The organism is Pseudalkalibacillus decolorationis (assembly GCF_024609785.1).
GTDB lineage: Bacteria > Bacillota > Bacilli > Bacillales > Fictibacillaceae > Pseudalkalibacillus > Pseudalkalibacillus decolorationis.
In genome coordinates this window covers 114,611-134,365 of sequence record NZ_JANHJQ010000010.1, presented here as the reverse complement: position 1 = coordinate 134,365, position 19,755 = coordinate 114,611, and the positions used below count along the sequence as shown (strand labels likewise).

Genomic DNA, 19,755 nt, shown 5'->3' with positions numbered 1-19,755 from the left:
ATGAGTATAAGAAAACAAAAAATCATCCGCCTCACCTTGTCATATATTGTAATCATTATAGCGGCTGCCATAGTAATTTACCCTGTACTATGGATTGTCGGTTCCTCGTTAAATCCAGGAAATAGTCTTTCAGGATCTTCAATGATTCCAAAGAAAGCTACTTTTATACACTACAAAGAATTGTTTGATCTTGAAAAAAGCAACTACTTACTTTGGTATTGGAATACGTTGAAAATTTGTACCATTACGATGATTCTTTCCGTTACGATGATTGCATTAATGGGTTATTCATTTTCTAGATACCGTTTTATCGGGCGTAAAAATGGCTTGATGACATTTTTGATTCTACAAATGATTCCGAACTTTGCAGCATTGATTGCGATTTATGTATTAGCAGTACAGACCAAATTGATCGATACCCATCTTGCATTGATTTTACTTTATACCGGTGGATTACTGCCAATGAACACATGGTTAGCAAAAGGGTATTTTGACACGATTCCAAAAGAGTTGGATGAATCCGCAAGAATGGATGGAGCGGGGCATTTCCGGATCTTTTGGCAGATCATTATGCCACTTGCTAAACCTATTCTTGCGGTTATTGCCTTATTCAGCTTCATAACACCATTCGCAGACTTTATTTTAGCCAAGATCATCTTGCGAAGTGAAGATAAATACACCCTTGCGGTTGGGCTGTATAATCTTGTCGCGAAACAGTTCGGGGCGGAGTTTACGAAATTTGCTGCAGGTGCCGTTCTTATTGCCATTCCTATAGCCTTGCTGTTCTTGTCGCTGCAACGTTACTTGATTTCTGGACTGACAGCTGGAGGAACAAAAGGTTAATCAGTTTATGGTTCGTATGCAAGAAGTTTAGAAACAGTGGTAAAATAGTTAGAGACTAGATAATGAGATAGGAGGAAGAGGGCATGGCAGTAACCATAAAAGATGTTGCCAAGCTTGCAAATGTTGCCCCTTCAACAGTATCACGGGTTATTGCGAACAATCCACGGATAAGTGAACAGACTAAACGTAAGGTTCGGGAGGCGATGGAGTATCTTGGCTACCACCCGAATTTTAATGCAAGAAGCCTTGCTAACCGATCCTCGAAAGCGATTGGAATTGTTATGCCAAGTTCGGCTGAGAAGGCGTTTCAAAATCCGTTTTTCCCTGAAGTACTGAGGGGGATCAGCACGAAGGCACATGAAAAGGAATTTACCCTGTTAATGTCAACGGGTACAACGGAAGAAGAAATCTACAGGGCTGTAGTTGGGATGGTTCAAGGAAGACGAGTCGATGGTATCGTCCTTCTTTATTCCAGGGTGGATGATCCTGTTATGGCATATCTATATGAACAGAAATTCCCGTTTATGGTTGTAGGGAAACCATATAAAGACGATAACAAAATTAGTCATGTCGATAATGACAACTTTAAAGCATCTAGACAATTAACCGATCATTTAATATCAAATGGGCATGAACGGATTGGGTTTGTAGGAGGAAGTGTGAACCTTGTTGTAACGACTGATCGGCTTCTAGGGTATGAAAAAGCACTCCAAGTAGCACGTATCCCATACCGAAGTGAATATATTATCAATACCGACTTTGCTCTTGAAAGCGGGAAACAGGCAGTTTCCGAGTTAATGTCACTTAGTGAGCCTCCAACAGCACTTGTCGTTACCGATGATTTGATGGCACTCGGTGTTCTACGAATGTTTAATGATATGGGGGTAAAAGTTCCGAAGGATGTTTCTGTAACGAGCTTTAATAATGCAATGATTGCTGAGCTTGCCACACCTTCACTAACCTCAGTTGATATCAACATTTATGAACTCGGATACCAGGCTGTTGATAATCTGTTAAAATCTATTGATAAACCAGATCGTCCCCCTAGTAAAATTAAAGTCGGACATAGGATCATCATCAGGCAGTCAAGTGAACAACCATTAAGAACAAATGTATAAGTGCGTGTTCAAAAAGGAGGACAAAAAGAGCCAAGAAGTTCGAGACGCGAAAAGTCTTGAGGACTGGAACGACGAGCGGTACTTGCATAAATACTACGAGTTGTACCGAGGAAGCTTACATCCAAGAATACGCTTGTAGACGCAGGTACATATGGAACTTCGACTAAGTACTTCACGTCCTGTGAAAACGTCGAAGTCAGCACGTCCTGTGCAAGTCCACAAAGACCGAGTAACGAAGAAATTCGACAGCTATTATAGGAAGTTCGATTAAACCCACCACGTCCTGTGGCAACCTCGAACTGACTAACATCCTGTTAGCCTCCGGACTTTTTGAACAACCTCTATAAGAAATAATTTATTGAACCCAATGAGACAGAAACCATGCTGATTTTCACTCCATGTTCGGAGAAGGAAAATTGGTACGCGTGGTCTGTCTCATTTTTCTATGGATAATAAAAGGAATGTCTGTCTTCGGTCTTGAATGTAATAGGTAGAGTAAATCAATGATTGTTGGTAGGTGTAGAAGGATGACAACACGAATTCAAGATTTTCCTTTTCCATTCACACAAGATTCTTATGAATACACAAATAACTCTACTCAGCTAGATCCCCCGCGTTGTGTGACTATGACTTCAGGTTATCAAACAGAAATCCAATTAAAAAGAAATCTAATTCAAGAGTACCCTGAGCGATGTTATCGTTCGTTTCATCATTCAATAGAAGCGCAATGGGAAATTCTGAAGCTGATTATGTCAGAGCTTGCCTTCTATGAACCCGACCATTTTTCATTTCGAAAAAAGGGAAAGGAATTCCAGTTCAATAACCATATCCTTGAGGAAGAGGTTAGATTCACGGATCGTGATCTTTCTTCGGTTGATGATGAACCGCTCAATTTAGCTGGCAAGCATGTTCAAGAGGATCTTATTTTAATGGGGGATCGGGATGGTACATTGTTTCTCGATGCAGGGCAGCTTTGTTTCCCATCAAATTGGTCTCTGGCGTTTGTGTTTGGATTGGATTTCAAGTCAATTCACACCCCAGTTCCTCGTGTGAATCAGACTGACTTTATTGATAAAGTAGAACGCTTTATAAAACATATCCGTCCTGGAATGGCGTGGGAGAGGAAGAATTGGTCGGTAACGATTACTGAAAAGCTTGATACGCCACTAGAAACATTTCCGGAATGGGGGAAGCACAGATTAGAAGTGACAGAAGAAAATGTTGAGGAATTATTGCATCTACGGGTTGAAGTTCAACGGTTACACCGGTTACCCCAGACGAATGACGTTTTATTTACGATCCATACATATCTCCTTTCATTAAAAGAAATGGCCACAAAAAAGGATTGGTTGACTCGGTTTTTCCGAAACATTGATACACTTCCGGATGATATTTCAGAATATAAAGGAATCGCTTACTATAAAAATCCCTTGATGAACTACCTAGAAAAGAACGTTAGTAAGGGGTGGAGCCATGGTCGTCATAAATAGAATTAATTTAAATAGATCATCCTACTTAGCTATTACCGATCAACCAGATGACCCGAGACTACAGTCGATTTTAGAGGAATTAAAAACACGAAAGAAGACTTTCCAGACTTTGGTTTACTCCCAGCCAACTAATAAGGTGAAATTGAAAAAAGCATTATTGGACCAAACCATCGGTTGTTATTTATTGATCGGAGCTACCCCGATTAACGTAAGAGAGATTGTTCAAACAGCCCTTGAATATCATTTCACTCACTTAGATATGTTCATATTTGAGGATGAACCGTCAGTCAAACACGTGTTTTGCGGGTGTTGTCACTTCATTCACGATAATGTTGAGGCAAGTCGTTTCGTTTGTAAAAATTGTGGACAGCTTATTGAGGTTTCTGATCACTTTTCACATTACTACCATGCTGTTCTTGGATTTCCTAATATACAGTAAAAGGGTGTTCGTAGTGAATGAGCCGATGGAGTTGCAAGTTAAACAAATAAAAAAAGAAACAGATTTGGTGAAGACGTTTGTGCTCGGCTCTGATTATTGCAATCTCCCGACATTTGGACCAGGATCCCATCTTCCACTTCATTTACCAATGGGGTTAAGACATTATTCTATTATTAACAATCCTCTTCAATCGAGTAGCGAATTCATGATTGCTGTAAAAAAGATAAGTGGCTACAATAGCGGTTCTACCTATCTTCATGAGCAAATTGAAGAGGGGGAACATATAACAATTTCACCTCCAGATAATTATTTTCCACTACATTTAAAAGCTAAGCATCATGTCTTTTATGCTGCAGGTATTGGTATTACACCTGTTCTTTCGATGCTTTCGTATTTGAAAACCATTGGTCATTCGTACGAGCTTCATTACTCTGCACGTTCGATTGAAGAATGTGCTTTTTACGACTACATTCAAGCTGAATTTCGCAATCATTCAACGTTCTATTTTATGGAAAGATCGAAACGAATGAAACAGATGAAAGAGTCATTGCTACATCGAAAAGTTGGGACTCATATTTATGTGTGTGGCCCTCAAACATTTATGGATGCACTGGTTATGTATGCAAAGGAGCAGAGTTATCCAAGGAATCATATTCATGTAGAAAGGTTTAAATCCCTAGGGAACAAACAAGTGCGATCTGATTTTACTGTGTCATTAGTTAAGAAGAATGAGACGTTTAAAGTAAGGGCTGACCAAAGCTTATTAGAAGCATTGCTTGAACGTGGGATTGAACAGCCGCACGCTTGTCGGATGGGAATTTGTGGTACATGTGAGGTTGAATATACGGATGGAGAAATTGAACATTTGGATTCCTTCTTAACTAAAGAAGAGAAGAAGAACAAACTTTTAAGTTGTGTTTCCAGGGGATGCAATCATTTACGGATTAATCTTTAAGCGTTTTCGGTACTTGGGTACATGTTCAAAAAGGAGGACAAAAAGAGCCATAATATCTGAAGTTCAACTAAATTCGTCACGTCCTGTGACAACGTTGAACTGACTCACATCGTGTGAGCCCGAGGCCCGAAAATCTCGAGGACCGTAACGACGAGCGGTACTTGCATAAACACTACGAGTTGTACCGAGGAAGCTTACATCCAAGAATACACTTGTAGACGCAGGTACATATGGAACTTCGACTAACTACTTCACGTCAATATAGGATCATCAACTAAGTGCGTTACATCCTGTAACAACGTTGATATGACTCACATCGTGCGCCTAACGTCGAAGTCAGCATAAGGAAAGCTTCTATGATTACTCATCGCAGACACAAAAATAATTATTTTTGTGTTGACGTCCGTGTGCAAGTCCGGAGAGATCGAGTAACGAAGAAATTCGATAGCTATTATAGGAAGTTCGATTAAACCCACCACGTCCTGTGGCAACCTCGAACTGACTAACATCCTGTTAGCCTCCGGACTTTTTGAACAACCTCTATTAGTGATCCCGCCTATCAGCAAGACCATCCAATACACGTTGAAATGGTTGCTTATCTTTTACCATATTAAATGTAGTGAAGGGACACTCCCCAACTGCAATCCTTTGAAGCACTTTCTGCATCGTAAATTGTTCTGGTTGTAAGCCATGTTTCACTTCATTCCAATTTAGTGGGGTTGCAACGAGGGCATCTTCATTCCCGCGCAGTGAATAAGGAGCGATAATTGTTTTTCCCTCTGCATGTTGTATGTAATCGATATAGCACCTCGATTTCCGCTTTTGCTTTAATCGCTCAATCGTAAATTGCTCTGGATTTTGCTCAACTAAATACGCTGCAATAAAATGTGTAAACTTACGGGTATCATCATAGGTGAATTTCCGCTCAGGCAGTGGGATATAAACTTGGATTCCTTTATTCCCTGATGTTTTTGCGAATGAGTGTAGATTAAGCTGATCGAGTAGTTCCTTTATCTGAATAGCAGCCTCTACGGCAAGCGGAAATTGATCTCGAGAAGGAGGGTCGAGATCAAAAACGATTTCAGAGGGCCTCGACGTATCGACCGTATTGAACGGTACGTGGTACTCGAGGGCAAGTTGATTTCCAAGCCAAATTAAAGCAGGCAATTCGTTACATACGATGTACCGGATATTTTCGTGTTCATAAGTCTGTACAAATTCCGGTGCATAATCAGGACAATTTTTTTGATAAAAAAACTCATCATACATTCCATGTGGATAACGTTTAACTGTTAACCACCTATTTTTTATAAAAGGAAGCATATACGTGTGGATTTGAATGAGATAGTGCAGGTATGCTTGTTTTGTGATCCCGTTTCGAGGATATAAAACCTTATCAAGGCTAGTAACATTGATTGTTTCACCACCAATATTTAATTGTCCATCTGTTTTTGAAGTGCTTCCCATGTGCAATCCTCCCAATGAACATCAAGTCGAAATTGAATGAATCTTGGTTGACGAAGCTGTTGATCATAAATTTCGAGAAATTCAAGTTCGACACAGATCCCAGGACTTACCCGAATCAAGCTGCCCGTTTGTTCGATTTGATTCGCTTTTACTATTTGGATAAGTGCTTCCCGTTCCGATCCTTCAAGGCCATGTGAAAATAACCCTAAAGATACGAAGGAACCGTGATCATGTAATACAACATGAACAAATCCATTTTTCAGATCATAACCGGATATGATGAAAACTCCTCGTAAACCAACTTTTATTTTCAGCCAATCTCTGGTTCTTTTTCCAGGATTCCAGAAGCTATTTAAGCGTTTTGCGATGATGCCCTCACCACGCTCTTTTCTTACTTTTTCAAATAACGATATTCCTTCCGCTTCTGCTTCAATCCATTGAATTGTACTTGGATTACTTATTGAGACGTCTGGTATTTCCAAGCTCTGCATCAAATTAGACATGGTTTGCTTTCGGATGTGGAATGGAATTTGAGACTTTGACCCGCCGCTAAGCATTAATTGATCAAAAACTAAATAAGTAGCAGGACTTTGTTTCTGAGCCTGTTTAATTTTTTCTATTCTCTGAAGGCGTCCTCGTTTTTGGATTTTCGAAAAATCAGCTTTCCACTTCGATTCCAACATACAAAGCTCTCCATCGAGAATCAGTGGAAGGGTGTCAGAGTATTGTTGTTGTAGCTGCTTTGCTCTTTGTATCACTTCAGGGAACGTGTCATAAAAGGAGTGCAAATTGCGACTGTGAAATAGGATTTGCTCTTGATCAATGTGCAAAAGTGCGCGAAACCCGTCAAATTTAACCTCGTAGTTCCACTCATCCCCTTCAGGTATTGAAGAGACAAGGGTGGGGAGCATAGGTTTAATCGGCTTCATTCGCTACTGGCTTTTTTCTTTCGGGTCGTTTTTTTCTTCTTTTTCGGTTTGGATTCGTTGATACTCGCCTGCAATGCATCCATAAGATCAACAACATCTGCTTTAGGGCGATCTTTGGAAACGGTAATTTGTTCACCTTTTACTTTGCTCTCAATTGCTTCCTTCACTGATTCCCGATAATCATCATGATATTTTTCAGGGTCAAATTCAGTCGTTAATTGTTCAATGAGTTGTACCGCCATATCCATTTCTTTTTTGTTTAGATCAATGTTTTCCGGAATTTCGGGGACGAGGTCAAAATTGCGGACTTCATCTGGAAAATGGATAGTCTCTAATAATAAACCTTTATCATAAACACGAACGACAGCGAGATTTTGCTTAGAACGAATCATTACTTTAGCAATTCCAATCCTCCCGGAGTCATCCATTGCTTGTTTCAAAAGTGTATAAGGTTTTCCGCCGTTTTCACCTGGTCCGATAAAGTAGGAACGATCAAAATAGATTGGATCAACCTCTGTTAATTTAACAAAATCAATGATTTCAATTGATTTCGTCTGTTCCTTGGCAAGGGCGTCTAATTCTTCTTTTTCAAGCTCAACAAACTTCCCAGACTCATATTCATAGGCTTTAATGATGTCATCTTGCTCAAGTGATTTTTCACAAACCGGACAAATTTTTTCGTATTTAATTGGGTTATGGCATTCTTTATGGAGCTGTCTCATTTTAATATCTTTATTTTCAGTTGCAGCAAATAGTTTAATCGGAATCGTAACCAAACCGAAGCTAATTGATCCTTTCCACATCGTATGCATACCGAGGCACCCTTTCATCCCTTTTCTATTAATGTGAGCTGAAAGTGACAAATCCATTATGACCATTTTTTACAAATTAAAGAAAACCTAGGGCTATCTAGGTTTTCTTTAGAGGCCGCTTCCGCTTTTTGTGATCGTCTAGCTCCAGCGCCCAGGTGCTCGAGGTCGCTTCAATTCTTCCACAAACACAAAAAACGTGTTGTGTTACAGAATTTCCAGCGCTTGCACTCTCAAGCATAAGTGCAACTTAGGCAATCGCCTTCGCTATGCTTGGCGCTGGCCTAGTTTTCTTTATCGCACCTGAACAGGGCGCTTCCGCTTTTGTGATTAACTGTTTACGATTATCCCGCCGTTTACGTGAATCATTTGCCCCGAGACATATGAGGAGTCATCTGACGCTAAGAAGACATAACTTGGTGCTAGTTCTTCCGGTTGACCCGGCCGACCCATTGGGGTGTTCTTTCCGAATTTCTCAACGTGTTTTGCATTAAAGGTAGATGGAATAAGTGGCGTCCAAATAGGCCCAGGTGCAACACCGTTCACACGAATCCCTTTCGACACGAGTGACTCAGATAGAGAGCGAGTCAACGCCACCATCGCACCTTTAGTAGCCGAATAGTCGATTAGATTATCGTTCCCTTTATACGCCGTCACCGATGTGGTGTTGATGATTGAACTTCCTTCCTTCAAATGAGGGAGTACAAATTTAATCATATAAAAGCATGAAAAAATATTTGTTCGGAAGGTTTTTTCGAGTTGATCCTGACTAATTTCCTCAATCCCACTTTTAGGATGCTGTTCTGCTGCATTGTTTACAAGAATATCAACTGTACCAAATTCAGCTACTACTTGATTGACTCCATCACGACAAAAGGACTCATCACCAATATCACCAGGAATCAAAAGACATCTTTGTCCCTCATGTTCTACCTGTCGCTTCGTTTCGTTCGCATCCTCATGTTCCTCTAAGTAAAACACGGCAACATCAGCACCTTCTTTCGCGTACAAAATGGATACAGCCCTGCCAATACCACTATCTCCACCAGTTATTATTGCTTTTTTTCCTTTTAACTTACCACTCCCCTTATAGTTTGGATCCTCGGATTGTGGTTTCGGTATCATCTCATCCTCAGTACCAGGCTGGTGATTCTGATGCTGTGGTGGTTGTCCGGTTTGTTTGTCTGTGTTTGGTGCAAAATACTTGTTAAAATACATTTTGAAGTCTCCCTTCAATTCTAATAGAGGTTGTTCAAAAAACCCCGGAGGCTAACAGGATGTTAGTCAGTTCGATGTTACCACAGGACGTGGTGGGTTTAATCGAACTTCCTATAATAGCTGTCGAATTTCTTCGTTGCTCTAATATGATCTTTTGAAAACCTTTGAAAGATGTTTACTATACTATTACCGTCTTACATAATTCTAATCATGTTTAAGTTTCACAAAGCAAGGGGAGTGAATTAAGTAGAGAGGTTAGGAGGAATGGCACGTGATACTTGATAACGTACGATTGTATAGACCATTTAAAATGGATAATCCTGAATCTATATATCATGTTGTGATTGAGGATGGTAAAATCACTGAAATTCAAAGAGGCCGCACATCGATACGGAATAATGAGGTTTATGATGCAAAGGAAAAAACGCTTATGGTTAGCTTTACGGATTCACATCTTCATTTTCTTAGGTACGGGTTAATGAAAATTGAATTGGACCTTCGCGTTGTGACGAGTTGGGAAGAGATGAAGAAAGAGGTTCGTAAGTATTATCCGAATATGGAAGAAAATGATTGGATTGTTGGACGGGGTTTTGATGATGATCAGTTTACAGATATTGATCATTACTTGACCGCACGAGATTTGGATGAAATCCACGATGATAAACCGATGTTCTTCCTTCACAGAGATGGACATGAATGTGTCGTTAATGATACTGTGATTGATCTTCTTAAGAAAGAAAAATCCTTCAAGGAAAAAGTACCTGAAAGCTTCATTGAAAAAGACGAACAAGGAAATTGGACAGGCCGTTTCAAGGATACTGCTGTTCATTTCATAAAGAGACATTTTCGGGGTCGCTCGAAAAACGATGCAAAAGAAGCCATACAAGCCGCTATCTCACACTTAGTACCACTAGGAATTACGTCAGTTCATACCGATGATCTAAATTTTATCGAATCATATGAAACATTGCTGCAAAGCTATCAGGAACTAGAGAAAGAGGGGAACCTTCCAATCGAAGTGTTTCTTCATCATTATATTTTTAATAAAAAAGAGTTGGTTAAGTTCATCGATAGCTTTGAAAGTAGGAGTGGCGACGGAACAGAAAAAGTAAAAGTGGGTGCCATAAAAATATTTTTGGATGGAACGCAGCGCCTTCATACATCAGCAATGAGAATACCATATAAAGATCAACCTGATACCAAAGGAACAACCGTTTATACACAAGAAGAATTAAATGAAATCGTCAGGATCGCTTCCGAAAATGGGATGCAGGTTGCAATGCATGCTATTGGTGACAGAGCAGCAGAACAAGCAATAGAAGCACTAGAACAAGTTGAAGTAAGTGTATCAAAATTAAGACACCGCATTATTCACGCCCAAACATTAGGACCTGATTTACTTGTAAAGCTGGAGAGATTGAAGCCATACATTGAAACACAGCCCTCCTTTTTAATGGATGAATATGACAAAAAGGCAGAATGGGTGGGAGAAGACTTAGCACCTTACTGCGATTCTTTTGGAAGTTTAGCCCGAAATCATATTCCATTTACGTTAAGCTCGGATGCACCGATTGGAAATCTTAATCCTTTTGTCTCCATATTCGGTGCTGTTAATCGTACAAATTTACAGCATAAGCCTATGGGAGGGTGGATGCCACAAGAAAAACTGTCAATAGACGAATCGATAGAGGCTTTTACGTACACGCCGAGATATCTAGAGTTTCAGGAAACCTCAAAAGGAAAGCTAGAAGAGGGCTATGAAGCTAACCTTTTACTCATATCAATGCATCCAAGAGAAACGCCGGAAGAGGAGCTGTATCGCATCAAAGTAAATGAAGTATGGGTGGGTGGAGAAAAGAAATTTAAACGCAAAAATTAACTCTGACCCTAATTGTGGGATGATTCCTCTAAACCGCGTGTCTTCCTTGTGGGTTTTTCGTTATAATAACCTTAGGAAATAATGAAGGAAGTTCACAAAGGGAGAGTTTCTCATGAAAATTAGACACGAATTAAGTTTAGAGGAAACAGGTCAATTGATTGAACTTCTCCATAACCACCATGATGCAATTCTCGAGGAATGGTTGAAGGTTGTTTCCATTTCACCACAAGACCCATTTTACAATGAGATTATTAAGAACGGAGGGCATACGATCCGCTTAGTAACAACTTATGTTGAGGATCCAGAGACGCCTTTAGTTCAAAATCTCACTAAGAAAATCGCGAGGGAACGGGTCGAAGCTCAGGTTAATATAGAGGAATTTATTTCAAATATAAATATGGGTCGATCTATTGTCTATAGAGTTCTAAGTAAAACCAATGTTCCAAAGGATAAGCAGCTCCGATTTATGTTGCTAATCAACGACTTTTTCGATTCATATATGTACCATGCTATTACTGAATATTCCAAGCTAAAGGATTCAATTATTAAGAATAAAAGCCGATTTATTCAAGAGATGCATAGTGACCGACTTTCAATTCTAGGTCAAGTAGCAGCAAGCTTTGCCCATGAATTCAGAAACCCACTTACATCGATTAAAGGTTTTATTCAATTGATTGAAAGGGAAACCCCGCCTGGTGTTGAATCTGCTTCTTTCTTTAAAATCATAAATCGAGAAATGGAAAGTTTACAAGAAAAGATTACACAATTTCTATATTTATCGAAAATGAAAGGAATTGATGATGAATCAGAAGTTTTCTCTTTCACGGATGTGGTTCAGGACATGCTTTCATTTATGTATCCGCGAATCGTTGACGAACAGATTAATGTGAATAGTGAAATAGAAGAACAATTAACTGTTTTCGGTGTGGAAGAACAGCTTAAACAAGTTGTTTTAAATATTTTGTGTAATGCAGTGGAAGCATTGTCTGAAACAGTGGAAAGGGAGCGTATTATTGATCTGAAGTTATATAACGAAGGTGAGGTGCTCTACTTATTAATTGCAAATAATGGTTCGAAAATCCCCACACACTTGCTTGAGGATATCTTTGAACCATTTATTTCGACTAAACAATTAGGAACAGGCCTTGGTTTGTCCGTATGTAAGCAAATTGTCGAGAAACACTTGGGGAAAATCCAGGTTAACTCCACTGATCAGGAAACCACTTTTTTATTATGCTTTCCTAAAGCAAATGAGATAGGAGCCCAATCACATGACTTATAAAATAATTCATTTGTAAAAAATAAATTCGCAAAACAATCTTATTACAGCCCTTGTTAATTCGATAATCATGACTTTAGTCTATTAAACGCTTTTTATGAGTCAGCTTTCGAGCTGGCTTTTTTGATTTGTGATTAAGGAACAAGTTGTATTTGAGTAATTTGGCCAGTTTAACGGCTCTAATGAGGCAAAGAGCAGAGAAATGTTATTTGAAAATAAACACTTTTACCTCTAATTCTGACTAAAAAAGGGGTTATCTGAGACGGCGTGAAATGCCTTTTTTCTGTAAGATCAATTCACCGCGGAACAAATGGTGAAAAGTATACTTTTCAGAACAGGGGACTGTTTTGAAGGAAACATATGAGATGATTTTAGAGCGTTACGAGAATTTAATTAAAAAGCTTATTAAATCCTATGGACTGAGTTTTGAATTTGATGAAATGCTTCAGGTGGGGCGAATCGCGTTATGGGAAGCTTATGAAAAGTTCAATCCATCAAAAGGGTATTTTCCATCCTATGCAAAAAAATATGTAGCAGGTCGGATCTTACAAGCTGCCAAAAAACATCTACCTCATGAGTCTGAAGTAGAAATGAGCGATTCAATTCTCCATACAACACATACCTACGAAGAACTTTATCTTGAGGAGATGTACATTGAAGAGTACGTAAAAAATTTATCAAGAAGAGAACGACTATTTGTAGATTGCGTTATTCTTCAAGGAGAAACACAAACGGAATTGGCACAAAGAGAAGGTGTTTCCTATGAAACGGTTCGTTCGTGGAAGAAAGCAGCATTAACCAAATTGAGGATAAAAGCAAGTAAATTAAACCATCCTATAGGTTATTAAGAAACACTTAAGAAAAGAGCGGAAAAAATGATAGTCGTAGTAAATATCCTCATTCTCCGCTCTTTCTAAAAAGTAAAGAAAGTATAAAAAAAAATTTGCTGCATAGATGCAATGTCTAGCTCAGCGCCTAGGTGCGCAGATCGTCGCTTCGATTCTTCTACAAACACAAAAAGCGTGTTATGTTACAGAATCTCCAGCGCTTGCACTCTCAAGCATAAGTGCAACTAAGTTAACCGCTGTTCGCGTTTACCAAGTTTTCTTTATCGCACCTGGTCAAGGCGCTTCCGCTCTTCTTGATTAACTTATATATGGTCGGTTTTCTTCGAATATTGGCGTGTTCCTTGTTTGATATTCGCCTCTTCTTGATTATTTTTTAGCTCTTGTACGGCTTGGTTATCACGCTTTTTCTTATCGTTATCTTTTGTTTTGGACAAGGCAATTCCTCCTTATATCGCATTTAAACCTTAACTTTTTCTGACCTAGTGACTCTTTAAGGACTATCCTTCTAAAGGCCAGATTGTTATTAGGCTATACGGTTAATAGGGAATTTATTCGATATCTGGATTACCGTTCATGAAGAAAACAGCTAATGTACCTGGTCCTGCATGTGCACCAATAGCACAACCAATCGTGTTAACCATTATATTTTTGACATTGTACTTGGATTCAATTCGTTCCTTTAATTCATTGGCACGTGAAAGGCTATCAGCGTGGGAAATCGCAATCGTTTGATCTTCTAGCTTGCTTCCGCGCGTATCGATCAACTCGATGATCCGTGAAATAACCTTCTTGCTGCCCCTTACTTTTTCCAAGGGGAATAGTTTCCCATCTTCCATATGGAGAATCGGCTTTACCTTAAGTAACCCTCCGACAAATCCTGCTGTTCTCGATACTCGACCGCCTCTTACTAAATATTCCAGATCGTCGACTGTAAATATGTGCTCCATCTGGTTTATAAGTGCGTGTGTGTGGGAAACAATTTTCTCAATGGTAGGTTCGGAATCCTGAATAGTTTTTGCGAGATAATAAGCCATTAATCCATATCCAAGAGAGGCACTTTTTGAGTCAATGATTGTCAAATCTAATTCAATGTTCTCTTCAATTAGTTGGTCCCGGACAAGACATGCAGTTTGGTATGTACCTGAAAGTTCGGATGAAAAAGTTAAATATAGTGCAGACTGTTTTTTTTTCGCAAGGGAGCGAAACAATGCTTCCATACGGTCGGGGGGTACCTGAGATGTTTTTGGAGCTGCACCATCACGCATCATCCCATATAAATTTGAAGGCTGAATCGTTTCTTTATCAAAAAACTCTTCTTGTTCAACATGAACAACGAGAGGAAGAACGTTCATGTTGTGTTCATCAATAACATGCTGTGGAAGATCACAACCCGTATCGACGATCAGTTGAATGGACATAGAAACACCTCACAGTAATTGCTAATTTTCAACTTTGCTCTTAGTGTAGCCTTGTCTCAAATAAAAAGCAATGAATTGTTCGATTGTTGCTTTATATCCATTGACAAAGCCACTTAAGGTTTGATAAAAATAGTACGGTTATTATGAACGAAAGAGAGGGTTAGCCATGTCATTGTTTTCAGAAGCACAAAAAGTAATAATTGTCATCTTAGGAGCACTTTTTGGTGCTGTTTCGTTAAACTATTTTCTTATACCGGCAAATGTATATGCCAGTGGGTTTACAGGTATAGCCCAACTATTAGCAAGGATACTTCAGGCAACACCAATTCCAGCATCAACTGGTATCCTTCTATTTCTCTTAAACATTCCTGTGGCGATACTTGGATGGAGGAAAGTAGGAAAGTCCTTCACAATTTATAGTATTTTTAGTGTTGCCGCAACATCCTTTTTCCTCGAACTAATACCAATTAGAGTTATCTCTGAAGACATTCTTCTCAATGCTGTATTTGGCGGTGTACTTGCTGCAGTTGGAATCGGTTTTACATTGAAGTGGGGTGCTTCTACCGGGGGAATGGATATTGTGGCGATGGTCCTATCAAGAATGAAGGACCGACCAATCGGAATTTATTTCTTCTCATTGAATTCATTGATCATTTTAACAGCAGGACTTCTTTATGGATGGGAAAAAGCCCTTTATACACTTGTCACACTTTATGTTACTTCACGTGTAATAGATGTTATCCATACTCGTCATGAAAAACTTACAGCTATGATCATCACCAAAAAAGGTGCAGAGCTTCAAAAGGCGATTCATAACCAAATGGTGCGCGGGATTACCAAGCTTCCTGCTAAGGGCGGTTTTACTGATGAAGAGAAAGAATTACTATTCATTGTTGTTACACGTTATGAGCTTTATGACCTTGAACATATTATAAAGGAAGTAGACCCGCATGCTTTCACAAACATCGTCAACACAACTGGTATTTTCGGCTTTTTCAGAACAGAAGGGAAATAAATAAAGATATTTGTACAGATAGTAGAGAGGGTTTATGATATAAATTATAGAAACGAGCGAGAACATATTTGAATTAAAGACCTGGGTGAGCTGAATTCTACGCTCTTACCCAGGTCTTTTCATGAGTAAAGAAAGTATAAAAGTTTGCGGCATGGATGTAATGTCCAGCTTCAGCGCCTAGGTGCGCAGATCGTCGCTTCGATTCTTCCACAAACACAAAAAGCGTGTTATGTTACAGAATCTCCAGCGCCTGCACTCACAAGCATAAGTGCAACTAAGGTAACCGCCTTCACAAAGCTTGGCGCTTACCAAGTTTTCTTTATCGCACCTGGTCAAGACGCTTACGCTTTTCTAAATAAAATTAATAATTACTTTCAAACACTTCTTGCACTAGAGGAACAATAGAATCCCATTCAGCATCAGGAGTCTTATTAATGGTAATAAAATCTTGGTAACCAAAGATGGATTCAACACCTTCGATTTCAAGAAGCCCTTTCGCTACTTTATCCTCAGGATTATCACCAGAACGGTGGGAAAGTCTTCCCTCAAAAATAGACTGACTTGCTGAAAACTTTAAAGCATTTGGATTCGGTGTTGGATCAACAGTAAATTCAACTGCCATATTAAACATTCTCCTTTCAATAATACCCATAATAAAATGGTACACGAAACCTATTGTACCAAATTCAAACGGATTCTTAAAAATCTAATTCAAAATTATTGCTCTAAAATGAAAAACCATAGCGATTTGAAACGATTTCGTAAAAACCAAGTGAGTTGTATATATGTTTCGTGACAGAGTTGTTAATCCCTGTTTCCAATTCAATGGATCTAATTCCGTTGTTTTCAGCCCAGTGGATGACATGTAATAATAACTTTCGGGCAATACCCTGATTTCTCAAGTCTTCTTGAACAAAAAGTTCATTAAGCCACATATAAGATCCACCTTTAGGTAGACTAATGCCAATGTTAAAAAAGGCAACACCTACAATCGCGTTATCTTTTTCAGCAACTACGAGGTATGCATGATGCTCACTTTCTAATGCAAGATTAATGCCATTTAAAATAAAATCAAAGTTCTTTTGTGTGTTTGTATTTATCGGTTGTTGGATAAGCAAATCAGCAATGCCTGTTCGGATTGATGGATCTGCATCTCTTTGTACTTCAAAAACATTCATGATGGAACCCTCCTATGACCTCTTTCTAATTTCAATGTTAATCATCAAAATTCCTGCTTTGATTTAAAATAAAAAGTGGAACCTTTTGATGAATCTCTTCGTCTATATAAGATGAGGAGGTCAATGGGTATAAAGTAATTAGTTATTATCGATAAAGAAGATATTTAATATGTACGAAAACAGTCAAAGAGTAGCGAAGGATATCTAAAAGGGATTATACATAATACGTTTACAATTAATACTTTATTATATAGCTGAGATCTGATTTTCGGGAGGTCATTATTAATGCCTACTTTAGTCTGTTTTGGAGATAGCTTAACAGCATTAGAGGAAAGTAAGGATGGGTATGAACGGTTAACTCCACGTTTGCGTAAACAATTACCAAACTGGACAATTGTAAACTCAGGTGTATCGGGGGAAACTACAAGAGCAGCACTAGCAAGACTTCAAGATGATGTGTTACGTCATTCTCCCGACTTGGTTACCATTTTGTTCGGCTCAAATGATGCAAGTATACACCGACGCATTGTGCTTGCGGAGTATGAACGAAATCTTGATATTATGATCGATCGGATTTCCCCACAGAAAACAATTTTACTTACTCCGCCACCAGTTATAGAAAAGAATCAGAGTAAGAGAAGCAACAACGTCCTTTCTACCTATGCAGAAGCTGTGCGTAAGATTAGTAAAAAACGGGAATGTAATGTAATCGATCTTTGGTCTTATTTTCGAAAGAATAATTTATACGAAAACTTATTACAACAAGATGGACTTCACTTTAACAAGCGTGCTTACTTATTTATGTCGGAATTGGTTATAGATAAGGTTAAAGAAATTTATGGGAAGACTCACCGTGTGCACTGACTCTTTATGTTTTTCCATACAAAAGCGTGATCCAAAAGGGCATTTGTTTACATTTTATATCAAAAATCAGGCAAAACAGAGAAGGAGCGGACCCGACATCTACTTTTTATCGATGTTTTGGGTCCGCTCCTTTAGATTTAGATTCTAAATCAATAATAACTCTGACTGCTAACTATGACCAGATATGCGGATATATCGGCCAAACCTCAGTTTTAAAGAACAAGAATTAATGTTCCGACGGTTTTGGACTAGTTAATATCCGCCAGTGGACCGTTCTTCAGAATGTTTCTTTTGCTTCTCATGGTCTTGTGTAGACATTGTTGTTTCATATTCGTGTTGGTTATCGTTTTGTGCACGTTCTGCACCTTGTTCAATGGTTCGTTTTGAACGATTCTTTTTACTCATTATAAAAACCCCCTTACAGGTAGTATTCCGTAAAGAGGGTTGTCATACCCTTAATTTTTCAATTCTCAATGGAAAAGTATATTGTTTTGAAAAAGACTAAAAGCCAAGTTTTATGTCCTGCGAGAACCTTGGTTTGTTTACACGTTAAGAAAGTATAAAAATACTTTCTATAGTATAAGCGCAACTAAGGCTCAGCCGGCACCCAAGGCTTCGCAAAGTTTTCTTTATACTTTCTTAATGTGCAAGGAAAGGACATCCTCTAGATATAGTGCAATTCCATCTTCTTCATTTGTTGCTGTTACAGCATTCGCAATGTTTTTCAGTTCAGGAATCGCATTGCCCATCGCAATACCATGTCCAGCGTATTCAATCATTTCAAGGTCGTTATCTTCATCCCCAAATGCAATGACCCGTTCTTGAGGTATTTGAAAATAATCCGCTACTCGTTTTAATCCAACAGCTTTATTTAGCCCTGCCCTCACTACTTCAATGATGTTCCAAGGTGCTGCCCAAATTCGGTGATCAATGACCTCAGCATGTTCCCTTTTAAGCAGTTCCCTTAACTCTTTTAGGTGATGGTCATGGGGACGGATGAGGATTGAAGTTGGGTTTTGAACTAATGATTTACTAAGATGACCAATGTTTAGATTGGATTCTTCTATGAAAAAGGAATTCGTGATCAGTTCATCCTCGTAATGAAGATAAACGTCGTCAAGAACTTCTGCGATGACATTTTTTACATTAAAATCAAGGCATGTATTAATAATCGATTGAGCAATTTTTAGGTCCATTGGTGAATGGAAAACTCCCCATTTCGGGTCTTTAGGATGATGAATAAAAGCACCGTTAAAATTAATAATAGGGGTACATAATTCCATTTCATGATAATACTTTTCGCTTCCACGGAAGGGTCTGCCGGTTGAGATAACCACGTGGTGCCCGTCTGTAATAGCTTGTCTTATAACATTTCGCGTATTTTCCGAAATAGTCTTATCATCCTTCAATAGGGTTCCATCAAGATCGAGTGCAATTAAATAGGGTTTTGTCATCTCTCTGCCCCTTTCTATAAATGTATAACTAATTGTATCGGTAACAGGAAGAATTGTCCATGACAGTAATACATCAGTTTTTGTCGAATAAAAACCAAAATAGTAATGCTGTGAACCCCTTCAAGTTGGTAATCTTGGAAAAACAAAACATGTTTATTCCGATGTGAGAGGGGTAAACAATAATATATATTACTTGAGGAGGTTGACTGAACAATGAAGCTAAAGTCAAAAAAGGTGGTAATGTCAGGGATCGCAGCAAGTGTTGCAGGTGTAGCAACGTATTTCTTACGAGATGAAACAAATCGATCTAAGGTCAAACAATCCTTCTCTGATATTTCAACCAAACTTAAAGACACGACAGCGAAAATGAAGAACCCAGATGATGATTTACCAGTAGATAAAGGCGGACAGCCGCATCCGGATGATATTGAGGATAATAAAATGGTGTCAGAAGGAGCTCAATACAGTGTCGATTATTACAACAAGGAAAAACAATAACTTTAGAAATTAAAGGCTGACTATGGAAGTCAGTCTTTTTTCTTTTTCACATCT

21 protein-coding genes are annotated in these 19,755 nt (G+C 38.8%); 11 read left to right on the top strand and 10 right to left on the bottom strand.

What is annotated here, in order from left to right; translation table 11 throughout:
* From NON16_RS11655 to NON16_RS11635, 5 genes are all read left to right on the top strand, one after another.
* A complete protein-coding gene (locus NON16_RS11655) occupies positions 1-843 on the top strand; it encodes a sugar ABC transporter permease (protein WP_257349212.1) in 843 nt (280 codons plus the stop codon).
* Positions 844-926: 83 nt separating this feature from the next.
* Positions 927-1,961, top strand: a complete 1,035-nt coding sequence (locus NON16_RS11650; RefSeq protein WP_257349210.1) for a LacI family DNA-binding transcriptional regulator — start codon at positions 927-929, stop codon at positions 1,959-1,961.
* Positions 1,962-2,488: 527 nt separating this feature from the next.
* Positions 2,489-3,451, top strand: coding sequence for a heme-dependent oxidative N-demethylase family protein (locus NON16_RS11645; RefSeq protein ID WP_257349208.1), 963 nt, complete (start codon positions 2,489-2,491; stop codon positions 3,449-3,451).
* Positions 3,435-3,890, top strand: a complete 456-nt coding sequence (locus NON16_RS11640) for a hypothetical protein (RefSeq protein WP_257349207.1) — start codon at positions 3,435-3,437, stop codon at positions 3,888-3,890. Before NON16_RS11645 ends, NON16_RS11640 begins: the two co-directional genes overlap by 17 nt.
* 13 nt (positions 3,891-3,903) lie before the next feature.
* The gene (locus tag NON16_RS11635; protein ID WP_257349204.1) at positions 3,904-4,845 is read left to right on the top strand and encodes a PDR/VanB family oxidoreductase; all 942 of its coding nucleotides are present in this window, start codon (positions 3,904-3,906) and stop codon (positions 4,843-4,845) included.
* 543 nt (positions 4,846-5,388) lie between these two features.
* On the opposite strand, the gene ligD is transcribed toward NON16_RS11635, so the two are convergent.
* The 4 genes from ligD to NON16_RS11615 form a co-directional block, all read right to left on the bottom strand.
* A complete protein-coding gene (gene ligD, locus NON16_RS11630; RefSeq protein WP_257349203.1) occupies positions 5,389-6,312 on the bottom strand; it encodes a non-homologous end-joining DNA ligase in 924 nt (307 codons plus the stop codon).
* Positions 6,279-7,241, bottom strand: a complete 963-nt coding sequence (locus NON16_RS11625) for an ATP-dependent DNA ligase (RefSeq protein WP_257349202.1) — start codon at positions 7,239-7,241, stop codon at positions 6,279-6,281. Before NON16_RS11625 ends, ligD begins: the two co-directional genes overlap by 34 nt.
* Positions 7,238-8,053, bottom strand: coding sequence for a non-homologous end joining protein Ku (gene ku / locus NON16_RS11620; RefSeq protein ID WP_257349200.1), 816 nt, complete (start codon positions 8,051-8,053; stop codon positions 7,238-7,240). Before ku ends, NON16_RS11625 begins: the two co-directional genes overlap by 4 nt.
* Before the next feature lie 327 nt (positions 8,054-8,380).
* Positions 8,381-9,268 (bottom strand): SDR family oxidoreductase, encoded by an 888-nt coding sequence (locus tag NON16_RS11615; protein WP_257349199.1) that lies wholly within the window; start codon positions 9,266-9,268, stop codon positions 8,381-8,383.
* Positions 9,269-9,539: 271 nt separating this feature from the next.
* On the opposite strand from NON16_RS11615, the gene NON16_RS11610 reads away from it, so the two are divergent.
* The 3 genes from NON16_RS11610 (at position 9,540) to NON16_RS11600 (ending at position 13,274) form a co-directional block, all read left to right on the top strand.
* Complete coding sequence (locus tag NON16_RS11610; protein WP_257349198.1) at positions 9,540-11,147, top strand: amidohydrolase; 1,608 nt, start codon at positions 9,540-9,542, stop codon at positions 11,145-11,147.
* A gap of 112 nt (positions 11,148-11,259) precedes the next feature.
* Complete coding sequence (locus NON16_RS11605; RefSeq protein WP_257349197.1) at positions 11,260-12,429, top strand: histidine kinase N-terminal domain-containing protein; 1,170 nt, start codon at positions 11,260-11,262, stop codon at positions 12,427-12,429.
* A 344-nt stretch (positions 12,430-12,773) separates the two neighbouring features.
* The gene (locus NON16_RS11600) at positions 12,774-13,274 is read left to right on the top strand and encodes a sigma-70 family RNA polymerase sigma factor (RefSeq protein WP_257349196.1); all 501 of its coding nucleotides are present in this window, start codon (positions 12,774-12,776) and stop codon (positions 13,272-13,274) included.
* Between the two features lie 302 nt (positions 13,275-13,576).
* Here NON16_RS11600 and NON16_RS11595 read toward each other — a convergent pair whose 3' ends face one another.
* Together NON16_RS11595 and NON16_RS11590 are read right to left on the bottom strand one after the other, a co-directional pair.
* Positions 13,577-13,708, bottom strand: coding sequence for a DUF3941 domain-containing protein (locus NON16_RS11595; RefSeq protein ID WP_257349195.1), 132 nt, complete (start codon positions 13,706-13,708; stop codon positions 13,577-13,579).
* A 114-nt stretch (positions 13,709-13,822) separates the two neighbouring features.
* On the bottom strand, positions 13,823-14,692 hold the full coding sequence (locus NON16_RS11590; RefSeq protein WP_257349194.1) for a DegV family protein: 870 nt from the start codon (positions 14,690-14,692) through the stop codon (positions 13,823-13,825).
* 166 nt (positions 14,693-14,858) lie between these two features.
* On the opposite strand from NON16_RS11590, the gene NON16_RS11585 reads away from it, so the two are divergent.
* On the top strand, positions 14,859-15,707 hold the full coding sequence (locus NON16_RS11585; RefSeq protein ID WP_257349193.1) for a YitT family protein: 849 nt from the start codon (positions 14,859-14,861) through the stop codon (positions 15,705-15,707).
* A 361-nt stretch (positions 15,708-16,068) separates the two neighbouring features.
* Here NON16_RS11585 and NON16_RS11580 read toward each other — a convergent pair whose 3' ends face one another.
* Together NON16_RS11580 and NON16_RS11575 are read right to left on the bottom strand one after the other, a co-directional pair.
* Entirely contained in the window at positions 16,069-16,329 is a 261-nt protein-coding gene (locus NON16_RS11580; protein WP_257349192.1) for a NifU N-terminal domain-containing protein, read from the bottom strand.
* A gap of 103 nt (positions 16,330-16,432) precedes the next feature.
* Positions 16,433-16,885, bottom strand: a complete 453-nt coding sequence (locus NON16_RS11575) for a GNAT family N-acetyltransferase (RefSeq protein WP_308216603.1) — start codon at positions 16,883-16,885, stop codon at positions 16,433-16,435.
* A gap of 285 nt (positions 16,886-17,170) precedes the next feature.
* Here NON16_RS11575 and NON16_RS11570 point away from each other — a divergent pair, with 285 nt between their 5' ends.
* Positions 17,171-17,749, top strand: a complete 579-nt coding sequence (locus NON16_RS11570) for a GDSL-type esterase/lipase family protein (protein ID WP_257349191.1) — start codon at positions 17,171-17,173, stop codon at positions 17,747-17,749.
* Between the two features lie 252 nt (positions 17,750-18,001).
* Here NON16_RS11570 and NON16_RS11565 read toward each other — a convergent pair whose 3' ends face one another.
* Together NON16_RS11565 and NON16_RS11560 are read right to left on the bottom strand one after the other, a co-directional pair.
* On the bottom strand, positions 18,002-18,154 hold the full coding sequence (locus tag NON16_RS11565; protein ID WP_257349190.1) for a hypothetical protein: 153 nt from the start codon (positions 18,152-18,154) through the stop codon (positions 18,002-18,004).
* A gap of 224 nt (positions 18,155-18,378) precedes the next feature.
* A complete protein-coding gene (locus tag NON16_RS11560; protein ID WP_257349189.1) occupies positions 18,379-19,203 on the bottom strand; it encodes a Cof-type HAD-IIB family hydrolase in 825 nt (274 codons plus the stop codon).
* 213 nt (positions 19,204-19,416) lie between these two features.
* Here NON16_RS11560 and NON16_RS11555 point away from each other — a divergent pair, with 213 nt between their 5' ends.
* Complete coding sequence (locus tag NON16_RS11555) at positions 19,417-19,701, top strand: hypothetical protein (protein ID WP_257349188.1); 285 nt, start codon at positions 19,417-19,419, stop codon at positions 19,699-19,701.
* Positions 19,702-19,755: the final 54 nt, after the last annotated feature.

Excerpts from the sequence above, each read along its gene's own strand:
- NON16_RS11655 (WP_257349212.1), top strand. The coding sequence starts at position 1 with ATGAGTATAAGAAAACAAAAAATCATCCGCCTCACCTTGTCATATATT.
- NON16_RS11650 (WP_257349210.1), top strand. The coding sequence starts at position 927 with ATGGCAGTAACCATAAAAGATGTTGCCAAGCTTGCAAATGTTGCCCCT.
- NON16_RS11645 (WP_257349208.1), top strand. The coding sequence starts at position 2,489 with ATGACAACACGAATTCAAGATTTTCCTTTTCCATTCACACAAGATTCT.
- NON16_RS11640 (WP_257349207.1), top strand. The coding sequence starts at position 3,435 with ATGGTCGTCATAAATAGAATTAATTTAAATAGATCATCCTACTTAGCT.
- ligD (WP_257349203.1), bottom strand. The coding sequence starts at position 6,312 with ATGGGAAGCACTTCAAAAACAGATGGACAATTAAATATTGGTGGTGAA.
- NON16_RS11625 (WP_257349202.1), bottom strand. The coding sequence starts at position 7,241 with ATGAAGCCGATTAAACCTATGCTCCCCACCCTTGTCTCTTCAATACCT.
- ku (WP_257349200.1), bottom strand. The coding sequence starts at position 8,053 with ATGCATACGATGTGGAAAGGATCAATTAGCTTCGGTTTGGTTACGATT.
- NON16_RS11615 (WP_257349199.1), bottom strand. The coding sequence starts at position 9,268 with ATGTATTTTAACAAGTATTTTGCACCAAACACAGACAAACAAACCGGA.
- NON16_RS11605 (WP_257349197.1), top strand. The coding sequence starts at position 11,260 with ATGAAAATTAGACACGAATTAAGTTTAGAGGAAACAGGTCAATTGATT.
- NON16_RS11590 (WP_257349194.1), bottom strand. The coding sequence starts at position 14,692 with ATGTCCATTCAACTGATCGTCGATACGGGTTGTGATCTTCCACAGCAT.
- NON16_RS11585 (WP_257349193.1), top strand. The coding sequence starts at position 14,859 with ATGTCATTGTTTTCAGAAGCACAAAAAGTAATAATTGTCATCTTAGGA.
- NON16_RS11580 (WP_257349192.1), bottom strand. The coding sequence starts at position 16,329 with ATGGCAGTTGAATTTACTGTTGATCCAACACCGAATCCAAATGCTTTA.
- NON16_RS11575 (WP_308216603.1), bottom strand. The coding sequence starts at position 16,885 with ATGAATGTTTTTGAAGTACAAAGAGATGCAGATCCATCAATCCGAACA.
- NON16_RS11570 (WP_257349191.1), top strand. The coding sequence starts at position 17,171 with ATGCCTACTTTAGTCTGTTTTGGAGATAGCTTAACAGCATTAGAGGAA.
- NON16_RS11565 (WP_257349190.1), bottom strand. The coding sequence starts at position 18,154 with ATGAGTAAAAAGAATCGTTCAAAACGAACCATTGAACAAGGTGCAGAA.
- NON16_RS11560 (WP_257349189.1), bottom strand. The coding sequence starts at position 19,203 with ATGACAAAACCCTATTTAATTGCACTCGATCTTGATGGAACCCTATTG.
- NON16_RS11555 (WP_257349188.1), top strand. The coding sequence starts at position 19,417 with ATGAAGCTAAAGTCAAAAAAGGTGGTAATGTCAGGGATCGCAGCAAGT.